This window comes from Pradoshia sp. Z4_20, assembly GCF_058216035.1.
On sequence record NZ_JBZAJD010000001.1, the window covers coordinates 18,734 to 33,445 of the forward strand.

The window sequence follows — 14,712 nt, forward strand, 5'->3', positions numbered from 1 at the left end:
TAATCCCTTGATAATAATGAGAATCTCTCAATGTGATAGCGTTTTCATATAAAATTCCTTGGTACAAAGGGCTTTACGAAAGGATTTTGTTATCATAGAATAAGGATGCGATTATGAATAAACGGAAACAACTATATTTCGTGATTGTGTTTCTGTCTGTCTATATACAGATGCTATAAACAGATGTGTACTCAATGAAGATAATACTAAACTTGGGGTGATATCATGAAAAGAATAGGTGTATTAACAAGTGGGGGAGATTCACCAGGCATGAATGCCGCAGTACGTGCCGTTGTAAGAAAAGCGATTTACCATAATATTGAGGTTTATGGGATTTACAACGGATACCAAGGTCTTTTAAATGGGAACATAAAAAAGCTTGAGATCGGATCTGTAGGAGATATTATACATAGAGGCGGAACGATGCTGTATACGGCTCGTTGTCCGGAATTCAAGGAAAGAGATGTTCAATTGCAAGGTATAGAACAATTGAAGAAATTTGGAATTGAAGGACTTGTTGTTATAGGTGGAGATGGTTCTTATCGTGGAGCCAAAGCTTTAACAGAACATGGATTTCCATGTATAGGTGTACCGGGCACGATTGATAATGATATTCCAGGAACCGAATTCACAATTGGATTCGATACTGCCTTGAATACCGTTATTGATTCTATTGATAAAATCAGAGATACAGCTACTTCACACGAAAGAACATACGTTATTGAGGTAATGGGAAGAAATGCCGGAGATCTTGCACTATGGGCAGGACTTGCAGGCGGAGCGGAATCTATTCTTATCCCCGAAGAAAACTATGATATGAATGATATCATTAATAAGCTGAAGCGTGGGCATGATAGAGGAAAGAAACATAGTATTATTATTGTTGCTGAAGGTGTTGGCAGTGGTATGGAAATCGGTGAAGATATCCAGAAACGCACTGGCTTCGAAACGCGTGTGACAGTTCTAGGACATGTTCAGCGCGGTGGATCACCAACAGCGACAGATCGCGTATTAGCCAGTCGATTGGCTGCTAATGCAGTTGAATTGCTCCTTGATGGAAAAGGCGGCCGCGCAGTAGGGATCGTTAACAATAAATTGGTTGATTATGACATTATTGAGGCATTAAAGATACCTCATGTGGTTGACAAAAAAATGTATGAATTATCTCAGGAGCTTTCAATTTAATTAAGAAATAGTAAATAGGAGGATACAACGTGCGTAAAACAAAAATCGTATGTACAATTGGACCAGCCAGTGAATCATTAGAAAAGTTAAAAGCATTAATGGAAGCAGGAATGAATGTTGCCCGTCTAAACTTTTCTCATGGTAGCCATGAAGAGCACCGTGCAAGAATTCAAACTATTCGCCAGGCTGCAGAAGAAACTGGTAAAACAGTTGGGATTTTACTTGATACAAAAGGACCGGAAATTCGCACTCACAACATGGAAAATGGTGGGTTCGAATTAGTAGCAGGTCAAGATGTTACCATTTCTATGACTGAAGTACTTGGTACTCCGGAGAAATTCTCAATCACTTATGAAGGCTTAATTGATGATGTTCATGAAGGATCCAGAATCCTTGTTGATGATGGTTTAATTGGTCTTGAAGTAACTGGTTTAGATAAAGATAAAAAAGAAATCTATACAAAAGTTCTTAACACAGGAATGATTAAGAATAAAAAAGGTGTTAACGTACCAGGAGTTTCTGTCAAATTACCAGGAATTACACAAAAAGATGCGGAAGATATCGTATTCGGTATTCAAGAAGATGTTGATTTCATTGCAGCTTCCTTTGTAAGAAGAGGAGCGGACGTTCTTGAAATCAGAGAATTGCTTGAAAATCATAATGCAGGTCATATCCAAATCATCCCGAAAATCGAAAACCACGAAGGTGTAGAAAATATTGAAGAGATCTTAGCGGTTTCTGATGGTTTAATGGTTGCGCGTGGGGACCTTGGCGTTGAAATTCCTGCCGAAGATGTACCTCTTGTTCAAAAAGATTTAATTAAACGCTGCAATACAGTGGGTAAACCGGTTATTACAGCAACGCAAATGTTAGATTCAATGCAACGTAATCCTCGTCCAACTCGTGCGGAAGCAAGTGACGTAGCGAATGCAATTTTTGATGGAACAGATGCAATCATGCTTTCAGGTGAAACAGCAGCTGGCCAATATCCAGTTGAAGCTGTTCAAACTATGCACAACATTGCTAGTAAAGCAGAAACAGCTTTAAATTATAAAGCAATTCTTTCTGCCCGCAGTAAAGATCATGATTATAATGTAACTGATGCAATTGGGCAATCTGTAGCACATACAGCATTAAACTTAAATGTTTCAGCTATTATTACACCGACACAAAGTGGATCAACAGCACGTGTAATTTCCCGTTACCGTCCTAAAACACCTATCATCGCAATCACATCTGATGAAAGAGTGATGAGAAGATTAGCGTTGGTATCTGGTGTATATCCAATTCTAGGAACTAGTACTACTACTACAGATGATATGCTTGAAAATGCAGTTCAAGCAGCAACTGAGAAAAACTTAGTAAAACCTGGTGAATTGGTTATTATCACAGCGGGTGTACCAGTGAATGAATCAGGCACAACTAATATTATGAAAATCCACTTGATCGGTTCTGTTTTAGCAAGTGCTCAAGGAATTGGAAGAAAGTCTGCTTCAGGCCGTGTAGTTATTGCTAACAACGCTGAAGAAGCGATTGCTAAAGCAAAAGAAGGTTGTATTTTAGTTACAAATGCAACGGACAAAGATATGATGCCAGCGATTGAAAAATGCGCAGCATTGGTAACTGTAGAAGGCGGTTTAACAAGCCATGCTGCAGTAGTTGGTTTAAGCCAGGGTATTCCGGTTATTGTTGGATTTGAAAATGCTACAACAGTGTTACAGGACAACCAGGTTATTACTGTAGATAGCCGAAGCGGCCGTATTTACGAAGGTAATACAGGAATTCTGTAATAAACATGATGGAGCTGTTTGCTTAGCTGTTTGCTAATTTAAACAGCTCTTTTTTCTATCCACTTCTATCAATTATGCTAAACTAAAGGAAAATGCCAGACACTTTGCAATAAGGAGGTTCCTAATGAAGCTCTCAACCATATTTTTCATTCTGATACCAATTATTGAAATTATTGTTTTGTTGGTGTCGGGTTCTTATTTGGGTATTGGCTGGACGGTTTTCCTCATCTTTTTTACTGGGATCATCGGAGTATTCTTGGCCAAGAAACAAGGCTTGCAGGTCATCCAGCGCGCAAAGGACCAGATGAGTAAAGGATTTATGCCCGGTGAAGAAGTATACAGCGGGATCTGTATTCTAATTGGAGGCTTCCTGTTATTACTGCCTGGTTTTATCAGTGATATAGTGGGGTTCCTGCTGCTAATGCCATTTACAAGGAAAGCCTTTAAGCCAATCCTCTATGCACTGCTTACAAAGTATATGAGTAAATCACGCAAAACGATTACGATTATTCGATAAATGAGGGGCTGCTTCTGACGATGGAAAAATCGTTGGATGCAGCCTCCTCCTTTTATTTAGGAGGAGGGGGCTGAACTCCCATAATATAATCTTTTAAATCATGAAGGATATGCAATTTATATAATGTACTCAATATCACTAAGATAATGGGACCTAAAATAAAACCTAAAAACCCAATTAGCTTAAATCCGACAAAGATAGCAACTAAAGTAGCCAATGGATCCAGACCGATGCTTGAGGAAAGGATTTTCGGTTCCATGAATTGCCTTTGAACAATCACTACCGTATATAAAATACCAAGACCAAGTGCAAATCCGAAGTTGCCGATAATCAACTCGTATATAATCCATGGAACGAAAACTAAACCTGTACCCAGATAGGGCAATAAATCAACAAATCCAATTATAAGGGCGATTGTAATGGCATAATCAACCCGCAGAATTAATAAACCAACCAGAACAATTAAGGCTGTTATTGATATTAACGTCAGCTGTGCTCTTATAAAACCGAATAATGCTTTCTCCAACTCTTTCATGACGTTCTTAAGATTGTACATGGTTTTATTCGGTAGCATTTTTTTACTGTAATTAATAAATCTATCCCATTCCTTCGCAATAAAAAATGTGGCCAGTAAAGTAAAGATAGCCCCTGTTCCTACACTTGGAAGCCAGCCAATAACAACAGGCAAAAAAGCTAAAAACGATTGTAGAATCGACACAATGGTATTACCAGCTTCTTTCCCTAGCTGTTCTATATTTGACAAAATGGTATCCTGTTGCCCTGTATCAAGAGTATTAAAGAAGGATATGATTTTCTCGTAGAATGGGATGAAGTGATTTGTAATGTAATTTTGTGTATATACTACCATCGTATTTAAATGTTCAGGCAATGCTTCTGACAGATAGGTTATCCCGGCAACCATTTCAGCTACAAGAAAGGTAATCAAACCAGCAATAAGCGCAACCGTAACAAGCATAGAGAGAATAACAGATAAACTTTTTGGTATTTTAAGTTTATTCGTTAAGAACGTAACAAAAGGTTTAAGCAAGTAGGCAAACGAAAAACCTATGATAAATGGGTATGTATATTTAGCTATGATAAGCAGTAAATAAACGGATAGATAAATCCCGATAATAACGACTAAGAAGCGTAAAACTCTATAAAGGTGTTCAAGGTTCATATAAGCCTCCTTTATTTGCCTTTCTGAATTTAATTATATTCTTTAAGATCATTAAAAGAAAGTTCATATATTAACCACAAGTGGTATTTTTTGAAATTATCAGTCTTTTTATACTTGATATACATTTTCAACAGGAAGGATGAAACATCATGTATGGTCCATACATATTTTTAGTTATTCTTTTGGCGATAGGGATATTTGCGAAAAACAGTTCCCTTACATTTGCAGTTCTTTTTTTGCTTGTATTTAAAATTGTCGGTTTAGATGGAAAAATGTTCAGTTATATTCAGTCTAAGGGGATTAATTGGGGTGTTACGATTATTACCATTGCTGTATTAGTGCCGATTGCCACAGGCCATATAGGGTTTAAGCAACTGACGGAAGCAATGAAATCGCCGTATGCCTGGATTGCTATGTTATCTGGAATAGCCGTTGCATTAATTGCGAAGAATGGTGTGCAGCTTTTGGTAAGTGATCCTCATATTACGGTGGCACTCGTTTTTGGAACGATCCTAGCTGTCGGTCTTTTTAATGGGGTAGCAGTAGGTCCATTAATCGGAGCTGGGATTGCATATCTTGCCATGCAGCTTATTGATTTTTTCAGATAATTATTAAGATAAAATACTTTTGGATTTTTATAAGGTGTTTTTGTTTCACAAATTTTAAATAATTGTTTATAATTGAAAACAGGGCATAGATTTCACAGATTTGTAAAAAATTTCTTGTGAAATCTATTGTTATTCTGAGCAATCGTTCAACGAGGGAGATGCTGGGTGAAATTTACGCTCTTATGATAACGCTTACTTACAAGTAAGAGATATAAATGTGATGAAAGCATATAGGCAATACATACATTACAGTGAAGCGGTAACCCAATTCGTCAACCAAAATCAGGAACATAGGGGAGATTTCTAGCAAAGGAGAGAAAAACCATGTCTGTTACAAAGGGTCTTGAAGGAGTAGTGGCTACATCATCTTCAATCAGTTCTATTATCGATGACACATTGACATATGTCGGTTATGATATCGATGATTTGGCTGAAAACGCAAGTTTCGAAGAGGTTATTTATTTGTTATGGCATCGCAGATTACCCAACAAGCTAGAATTGGAAGATTTGAAGAATCAACTTGCTGCAAATGCAGGACTTCCTAATGAAATGATTGAACATTTCAAAATGTATCCGATTGATACGATTCATCCAATGGGAGCATTAAGAACAGCTGTATCTTTATTGGGGTTATATGATGAGGAAGCCGATATTATGGATGAAGAAGCAAATTTCAGAAAAGCAATACGTTTGCAAGCTAAAATCCTATCCATTGTGACGGCTTTTTCACGCATTCGTAAAGGCGAAGAACCTATTGCGCCACGTAAAGATTTTGGCTATGCACAGAATTTTCTTTATATGCTGAATGGCAAAGAACCTGAACAGATTGAAATTGAGGCATTTAACAAAGCATTAGTTTTACATGCGGACCATGAATTAAATGCATCTACATTTACTGCGCGTGTATGTGTAGCTACATTGTCGGATATTTATTCGGGTGTCACAGCAGCAATTGGTGCCTTAAAGGGACCATTGCATGGCGGGGCTAATGAAGCAGTTATGAAAATGCTATCTGAAATAGGCTCTGTTGAAAATGTTGATAGCTATATAAGTAATAAATTAGCAAATAAAGAAAAGATAATGGGCTTTGGACATCGTGTCTACAGAAAAGGAGATCCACGTGCAAAGCATCTTCGTGAAATGTCCCAAAGACTCACGAACTTAACGGGTGAACCGAAGTGGTATGAAATATCTTCCAAAATTGAAGAGCTAGTTACTTCAAAAAAACCGCTTCCTCCAAATGTAGATTTTTATTCTGCTTCTGTATACCACAGTCTGGGGATTGATCATGATTTATTTACACCTATCTTTGCGGTTAGCCGTATGTCAGGATGGATTGCCCATATTCTGGAGCAATATGAAAACAACCGATTGATTCGCCCGCGTGCTGAATATGTGGGACCAGGAATGCAAAAATATATACCAGTTAATAATCGTTAATAAGAGGCCAAATTATCTGAAAATTAATAGTAGGATGATTTGTTAATTAACTTCTGGATAGTTATACTTAAATTTATAGATTTAGAGAAAAGGTTAGCTGAAACGGACTGTTTCACTAACCTTGTATATTGATGTTGGAGGGGATTTGAATGAGTATGGGAGAAAAAATCACAGTTGTCGATGGAGTACTGCAAGTGCCAAACCAGGCGATTATACCATTTATTGAAGGGGATGGAACAGGTCCTGATATTTGGGCAGCTGCATCAAGAGTGTTGGAAGCGGCAGTAAACAAAGCATACAATGGGGAAAAAGAAATAGTTTGGAAAGAAGTACTTGCTGGTGAGAAAGCATTTAATCAAACAGGAGAATGGCTTCCTAAAGAAACGCTTGACGTTATTAAAGAATATTTAATCGCGATTAAAGGACCGCTTACAACACCGGTTGGCGGAGGTATTCGTTCTTTAAATGTAGCTTTGCGCCAAGAACTTGATTTATATACTTGCTTGCGCCCGGTTCGTTATTTTAATGGAGTTCCATCACCGGTTAAAAGACCACAGGACACGGATATGGTTATCTTCCGTGAAAATACAGAAGACATTTATGCAGGAATTGAATATGCAAAAGGATCTGATGACGTTAAAAAATTATTAACCTTCCTGCGTGAAGAAATGGGTGTTTCCAAAATCCGTTTCCCTGAGACTTCCGGACTTGGAATCAAGCCGATTTCTGAAGAAGGCACAAAACGTCTTGTCAGAGCTGCACTTAATTATATAATTAAAGAAGGACGTAAATCCCTCACGCTTGTTCATAAAGGAAATATCATGAAGTTTACAGAGGGAGCCTTCAAAAACTGGGGTTATGAAGTTGCTGAAGAAGAATTCGGTGATCAAGTATTCACTTGGGCACAGTATGACCGCATTAAAGAAGCAGAAGGTACAGAGGCTGCAAACAAAGCACAGGCAGATGCAGAGGCAGCTGGTAAAATTATTGTTAAAGATTCCATTGCAGATATCTTCCTGCAGCAAATCTTAACAAGACCAAGAGAATTTGATGTAGTTGCAACCATGAATCTAAATGGAGATTATATCTCTGACGCTCTTGCAGCACAGGTTGGTGGAATAGGTATTGCGCCTGGTGCCAATATCAACTATGTTACAGGCCATGCAATTTTTGAAGCAACACACGGAACAGCACCTAAATATGCTGGTCTTGATAAGGTGAATCCTTCATCAGTAATCCTATCAGGTGTATTGATGCTTGAGCATCTGGGCTGGACTGAAGCTGCTAATTTGATTACACAATCAATGGAAAAAACGATAGAAACAAAAGTGGTTACATATGACTTCGCCCGTTTAATGGATGGAGCGAGTGAAGTGAAATGTTCTGAATTTGCTGATGAGCTCATAAAAAATATGGATTAATAATTCACGAAAGGGGTAATCTCGAAAAAGGTTACCCCTTTTAAAAACTGGGGGTAAATTCGAATGGTATTTAACCGAAAAAAAATATCTGTCATTGGCAGTGGTTTTACAGGAGCAACGACCGCGTTTCTTTTAGCTCAAAAAGAACTTGGGGATGTAGTGTTGGTTGATATTCCGCAATTGGAAAATCCCACAAAGGGCAAAGCTTTAGATATGGCAGAAGCAGGCCCAGTAATGGGATTTGATGCATCCATTACTGGAACATCAAATTACGAGGATACAAAGGATTCTGATCTGGTTATTATTACTGCAGGAATTGCGCGTAAGCCAGGGATGAGCCGGGATGATCTAGTTCAAACGAACCAAAACATTATGCGCTCAGTAGCTAAAGAGATTGTAAAATATTCTCCTGACAGTTATATTATTGTTCTTACTAATCCAGTTGATGCAATGACCTATACGGTATTTAAGGAAACCGGATTCCCCAAAAATCGTGTGATCGGTCAATCGGGTGTATTGGATACGGCTAGATTCCGTACATTTATCGCTCAGGAATTAAATTTGTCAGTTAAGGATATAACAGGTTTTGTGTTGGGTGGACACGGCGATGATATGGTACCACTTGTTCGATATTCATATGCTGGCGGCATTCCTTTAGAAGCTCTTCTGCCAAAGGAACGTCTAGAGCAAATAGTCGAACGGACGAGAAAAGGCGGCGGAGAAATTGTTAGTCTTCTTGGTAATGGAAGTGCATATTATGCCCCTGCTGCTTCACTTGTAGAAATGGCAGAAGCTGTATTAAAGGATCAGCGGAGAGTGATTCCTGCAATAGCCTATTTGGAAGGTGAATATGGATATAGCGGAATATACTTAGGTGTTCCAACTATTTTGGGGGCAAATGGCATAGAGAAAGTAATTGAGCTTGAATTACTTGATGAAGAAAAAGCAGCATTGGATCAATCTGCTGAAGCAGTTCGAAACGTTATGTCTGTACTTGCTTAATAGTCTTATTATATAAATCGGAGAGTATTACTTTCCGATTTTTTTTTGCATTTTCCAGGAGAGACTATATGGGGGTATCCCAAATAATGCAATCGGTTAGTGACGTATCCTAGACTACCCAAAAGCGTATGTTCATATATAATGGTTAGTATAGTGAAAAAATAGCAGGAGGGGCCAATGAGTAAAAAAGTCCTTGTAGTGGAAGATGAACAATCAATTATTACCTTACTAACCTATAATCTGGAACAAGCCGGCTATCAGGTTATTAAAGCAATGGATGGTGAGACAGGTAAAAGAATGGCTATAGCTGAGTCACCAGATATCATTATTCTAGATTTGATGCTGCCTAAACTGGATGGCATTGAGGTATGTAAAATCTTGAGACAAAATAAAATTATGACTCCAATTCTTATGTTAACAGCAAAGGATGAGGAATTTGATAAAGTGCTTGGGCTAGAATTGGGAGCAGATGATTATATGACAAAGCCATTTAGCCCGAGAGAAGTTGTGGCCAGAGTGAAGGCTCTTCTTAGGAGAGCTGGGATGGGAAATTCCGGGCAGGATACTTCTTTAGAAAAACAAGAAACAAGCAATTTGAGAATTGGAGAGTTACAAATATATCCGGACAGATATGAAGCATATATGAGAGAGGAGTTACTTGAGCTAACTCCGAAGGAATTTGAGCTGTTAGAGTATCTTGCGAGGAATAAATCCAGAGTTCTGACAAGAGATCAGCTCCTTAATGTGATATGGAACTATGATTTTGCCGGAGATACTCGAATTGTCGATGTCCATATTAGTCACTTGCGTGAAAAAATTGAACAAGATACGAAAAAGCCTGATTATATTAAAACCGTACGCGGGTTGGGATATAAACTTGAGGAACCAAGGCAATGAAAAAGTTCAAGCTTAAATTAACTGCAGAGATAGCAGCCATCACTATTATTATACTTCTATGCTTTGGTTTGTTAATTGGGAAATTACTTCTTTATTATTATGATAAGTCTGTAATGAATCACCTTAAGGAAGAAGGGCAATTGGTAACTCTATACCTGGGTGATGCTGATAACGGCAATGATTTAGAGATGAAGTCTAATAAGTTGAACAATCATTTGCGCTCATCCTTTCTAATCATGAATAAGGAAGGGCGTATCCTGTATAAAACAGACAAGCCTTCGGGCTGGAAAAACTGGGATGATTCAGCATCCCTTACAGAATATATGGGAGATATAAGAACGGACAAGAAAATAGGAAAGAAATCCGATATCAGAACAGGGCCATCCTATTACTATATGGACGATTATTCGTTGGATACTGGGGAAACAGGCCATTTCATATTGGTTTCAAATGAAGGTTCCTCTCTATATACAAAAGTATGGTTTATACTCTTGGGCTGTTTGGGATTCGCCTGTGTGATGATCGTCCTGTTTGTATTTCAGTTAATCAAGAAGTTTGCGATTCCTATAGAAAGTGCTACAAAAGCTGCTCTGGAATTAACGAGAGGTAACTATCGGGCCCGTTCTTATGTCGGTAGAAATAATGAAAATGGAATTCTTAATCATTCTATTAATACTGTTGCCCGAAATTTGCAGGAAATGAAAATTGCTCATGAAATCCAAAAAGACAGATTGAGTACACTGATTGAAAATATGGGTAGCGCCCTGTTATTAATCGATGATAAAGGGTTTATCAGTATGATCAACCATGCCTATATTGATCTTTTCAAGGTAGAGGAAGAAGAATATTTATCTGAACTCTATTATAAAGTGATCAAACATGAAGAAATTAATGCGATTATTGAAGAAATCTTTATGGCTGAACAAAAATTAAAGAAACAAATCGTATTGACGATTGGAATTGAGCGGAAGAATTTTGAGGTATACGGTGCACCAATTATGGGACCTAAGGGAGAATGGAAGGGTATTCTACTTGTTTTCCATGATATCACTGAGCTAAAGAAATTAGAGTCAGTAAGGAAACAATTTGTTGCCAATGTGTCTCACGAACTGAATACACCGGTTACATCTATTAAGGGATTTTCGGAAACGCTCCTTGATGGAGCCATGCATGATCCGCAGGCATTAGAGCACTTCTTATCTATTATTTTAAAGGAAAGCGACAGGCTGCAGGCTTTAATAAAGGAATTACTGGAGCTTTCAAAAGTGGAGCAACAAGGCTTCCGGCTCGATATACAGGAAATTGATATTGTTCCTGTTTTATCCGATACGTATGCCATGCTTGAGAAAAAAGCATCGAAGAAACATATTCAGTTCAAGATCCAGGATTTTAAAAAGCCTATTATGTGTGAAGCAGATACATTCAGGCTTAAACAAGTATGCCTTAATCTTGTTAGTAACGCGATTTCCTATACCCCGTCATATGGGAAAGTACAAATAACTGCCAAAGAAGAATCTGATAAAATTTATATTGTTATCGAGGATACCGGAATTGGCATAGAGGAAAAGGAGTTTCCTCGTATATTTGAAAGATTTTATCGAGTGGATAAAGACCGTAGCCGGGAATCAGGAGGAACGGGATTGGGACTTGCAATAGCTAAGCATATTATGGAGGCACATGAGGGAGAAATAACGGTAGAAAGCCAAAAGAATGTAGGAACCACTTTTACAATCATACTTCCTAAATACCAGGCCAAGCATACATAGGCCTGATGACTTCCAGCTTAAAAGAGTCCTATGACAAATCCAAACCGGTGTAATTGAATAAATAGAACTGAACCGTCATTTTTCTTTCAAACTCTAGTCATGATAAAATAGAGTGGATAAGTGAAGTGACGGTTTTTATCAGGCCTGAATCAGTAAAATGTCTCAAATCCTGATAAAAGCATTTATAAGGCACACCTGTTATGATGAATGATTCGGTGGCCGTATTTAAATTATGCTATATGTTAATGAAAATATATATATGGATACTGGAGGTAACCATGAAGAAAAAATTGATTTTAATCGATGGAAACAGCATTGCCTATCGGGCGTTTTTTGCATTGCCATTACTGAATAACGAGAAGGGTGTACACACAAATGCCATCTATGGTTTTGCGATGATGCTCAACAAAATCATTTCAGAGGAAAATCCTACTCATATATTAGTTGCTTTTGATGCCGGGAAAACAACGTTCAGACACAGTACATATAAAGAATACAAAGGCGGACGTCAAAAGACGCCACCTGAATTATCAGAGCAATTTCCTTTTATTCGAGAATTACTGGATGCATACGGAATCTCTCGCTATGAGTTAACGAATTATGAAGCCGACGATATTATCGGAACACTTGCTCTTGAAGCTGAAAAAGGGGATTATGAAGTACAAATTATCTCCGGCGATAAAGATTTAACCCAGCTTGCTACGGATAAAACGACTGTACGTATTACCCGTAAAGGGATTACGGATATGGAGGATTATACACCGGAGCATATTCGTGAAAAGTATAACTTAACGCCGAATCAAATCATTGATTTAAAAGGATTAATGGGGGATGCTTCAGATAATATTCCTGGAATCCCGGGTGTAGGTGAGAAAACTGCCTTAAAATTGTTGAATCAATTTGGAACAGTTGAGAAGGTAGTGGCTTCCCCTGATGAAATCAGCGGAAAAAAACTAAAAGAAAAAGTGGAAGAATTCAAGGACCAAGCTATTTTAAGTAAGCAGTTGGCAACAATTGAAACAAATGCTCCAATTGAGGTAGAGCTTGAATCAATTGATTATGCGGGTGCAGACCAGGAAAAGCTGCTGTCTATCTATAGGGAGCTTGGATTTGCAACCTTAATTGAAAAAATGGAACCAGCTGCAAAAGAAGAGATGGCCGTCCTTGAAGAGATTGACTATAAGGCAGTGGAAGAAGTGACGGAAGATATGCTGACAGCAGAGTCCTCACTCTATCTAGAACTGCTTGATCCGAATTATCATACTGCAAAAGTAATTGGCATAGCTATTTCAAATGAAAATGGAACATTCTTTATCGATAAGGACAAGGCTGCAGGATCCCCTCTTTTCAAAGAGTGGGCAGAGAATCCTGAATATAAAAAAACAGTGTATGATGCCAAACAAAGTATTGTGGCATTAAGCCATGATGGGATTGCTTTAAAAGGAATTGAATTTGATGTTTATCTGGCATCCTATGTTTTAAATCCAGCTGAACCGGATGTTGATATGGCGGATCTTGCTAAAAAACATAATGCCGGACATATTCAAACAGATGAGAGTTTTTATGGAAAAGGAGCGAAACGTTCAATTCCGCCGGTTGCTGAATTGGGTGAGCATATTGCCCGGAAAGCTTTATCGTTAACACTGATTAAGGAAAGCCTGGAAAGACAGCTGGAGGAATTCAATCAAATAGGATTGCTGCAGGATCTAGAACTGCCGCTTGCTCTTATCCTGGCTGAAATGGAAATTACGGGTGTGAAGGTCGATGAGAACCGTTTGAAAGAAATGGGAGCTGAACTTGCAGGCAGATTAAAGGACATCGAAGCTAAAATTTATGAAATGGCCGGTGAATCCTTTAATATTAATTCACCGAAGCAGCTTGGAGTTATCCTGTTTGAAAAATTAAATTTACCTATTATTAAAAAGACGAAGACAGGCTATTCCACATCAGCAGATATACTTGAAAAATTAGAGAGCAAGCATAGTATTGTCCGGGAAATTCTTCATTATAGACAGCTGGGGAAATTGCAATCAACCTATATTGAGGGACTTTTAAAAGTTATACATGATGATCAGAAGGTTCATACGAGGTTCAATCAGGCATTAACTCAAACTGGACGACTTAGTTCAACAGACCCTAACCTGCAAAATATTCCGATCAGACTTGAAGAAGGCAAAAAAATCAGACAGGCTTTCGTTCCATCTGAAGAAGGCTGGGTCATTTTTGCGGCTGATTATTCTCAAATTGAACTGCGTGTTCTGGCCCATATAGCGGGAGATGAAAACCTGATAGATGCCTTTAACTCAGATATGGACATCCACACAAGAACGGCTATGGATGTATTTCATGTGGATGCTGATCAGGTGACATCAAATATGAGAAGACAGGCTAAAGCGGTGAACTTTGGAATTGTGTATGGTATCAGTGATTATGGACTATCGCAAAGTCTTGGAATTACCAGAAAAGAAGCTGGAATCTTTATTGATCGCTATTTAGAGAGCTTCCCTGGTGTTCAGCAATACATGAAGGATATTGTAGAAGAGGCGAAGGAAAATGGATATGTAAGTACTTTATTGCAGCGCCGAAGATATATACCTGAAATTAATAATCGGAACTTCAATGTTCGTGGTTTTGCAGAAAGAACAGCTATGAATACACCAATTCAGGGCAGTGCTGCAGATATTATCAAATTGGCGATGATTCGAATGAATGCCAGATTAAAGAAAGAAAATTTACAGACTAGAATGCTGCTTCAGGTGCACGATGAATTGATTTTTGAGGCGCCACCTGAAGAGTTGGATATATTAAAGAGAATTGTTCCGGAAGAAATGGAAAATGCAATTGAATTAGCGGTTCCATTAAAAGTGGACTATTCTTTTGGCAACACCTGGTATGATGCTAAATAG

General features: G+C 38.2%; 11 protein-coding genes. 10 read left to right on the plus strand and 1 reads right to left on the minus strand.

The genetic code is table 11. The annotated features are described in order from the left end of the window. The first annotated feature begins 225 nt into the window (after positions 1-225). From pfkA to AC4BHP_RS00105, 3 genes are all read left to right on the plus strand, one after another. Entirely contained in the window at positions 226-1,185 is a 960-nt protein-coding gene (gene pfkA / locus AC4BHP_RS00095; RefSeq protein ID WP_066108917.1) for a 6-phosphofructokinase, read from the plus strand. A 29-nt stretch (positions 1,186-1,214) separates the two neighbouring features. Then, a complete protein-coding gene (gene pyk / locus AC4BHP_RS00100; protein WP_066108914.1) occupies positions 1,215-2,975 on the plus strand; it encodes a pyruvate kinase in 1,761 nt (586 codons plus the stop codon). Positions 2,976-3,099: 124 nt separating this feature from the next. Further along, a complete protein-coding gene (locus tag AC4BHP_RS00105) occupies positions 3,100-3,492 on the plus strand; it encodes an FxsA family protein (protein ID WP_139892802.1) in 393 nt (130 codons plus the stop codon). Positions 3,493-3,544: 52 nt separating this feature from the next. Here the strand turns inward: AC4BHP_RS00105 and ytvI are convergent, their stop codons facing one another. Continuing rightward, a complete protein-coding gene (gene ytvI, locus AC4BHP_RS00110; RefSeq protein WP_140462226.1) occupies positions 3,545-4,672 on the minus strand; it encodes a sporulation integral membrane protein YtvI in 1,128 nt (375 codons plus the stop codon). A 149-nt stretch (positions 4,673-4,821) separates the two neighbouring features. On the opposite strand from ytvI, the gene AC4BHP_RS00115 reads away from it, so the two are divergent. The 7 genes from AC4BHP_RS00115 (at position 4,822) to polA (ending at position 14,712) form a co-directional block, all read left to right on the plus strand. Then, on the plus strand, positions 4,822-5,280 hold the full coding sequence (locus AC4BHP_RS00115) for a DUF441 domain-containing protein (protein ID WP_066108905.1): 459 nt from the start codon (positions 4,822-4,824) through the stop codon (positions 5,278-5,280). A 324-nt stretch (positions 5,281-5,604) separates the two neighbouring features. After that, on the plus strand, positions 5,605-6,720 hold the full coding sequence (gene citZ, locus AC4BHP_RS00120) for a citrate synthase (protein WP_066108903.1): 1,116 nt from the start codon (positions 5,605-5,607) through the stop codon (positions 6,718-6,720). A gap of 149 nt (positions 6,721-6,869) precedes the next feature. After that, on the plus strand, positions 6,870-8,141 hold the full coding sequence (gene icd, locus AC4BHP_RS00125) for an NADP-dependent isocitrate dehydrogenase (RefSeq protein WP_066108900.1): 1,272 nt from the start codon (positions 6,870-6,872) through the stop codon (positions 8,139-8,141). Positions 8,142-8,204: 63 nt separating this feature from the next. Further along, complete coding sequence (mdh, locus tag AC4BHP_RS00130; protein ID WP_066108897.1) at positions 8,205-9,143, plus strand: malate dehydrogenase; 939 nt, start codon at positions 8,205-8,207, stop codon at positions 9,141-9,143. 177 nt (positions 9,144-9,320) lie between these two features. Then, positions 9,321-10,040: a response regulator transcription factor gene (locus AC4BHP_RS00135; RefSeq protein ID WP_066108894.1), complete on the plus strand. Its 720-nt coding sequence runs from the start codon at positions 9,321-9,323 to the stop codon at positions 10,038-10,040. Continuing rightward, positions 10,037-11,806 carry a two-component system histidine kinase PnpS gene (gene pnpS, locus AC4BHP_RS00140; RefSeq protein ID WP_490551052.1) on the plus strand — a complete coding sequence of 590 codons (1,770 nt, stop codon included), beginning with the start codon at positions 10,037-10,039 and terminating at the stop codon, positions 11,804-11,806. The genes AC4BHP_RS00135 and pnpS overlap by 4 nt, the downstream gene beginning before the upstream one ends. 278 nt (positions 11,807-12,084) lie before the next feature. Then, on the plus strand, positions 12,085-14,712 hold the full coding sequence (polA, locus tag AC4BHP_RS00145) for a DNA polymerase I (RefSeq protein WP_490551053.1): 2,628 nt from the start codon (positions 12,085-12,087) through the stop codon (positions 14,710-14,712).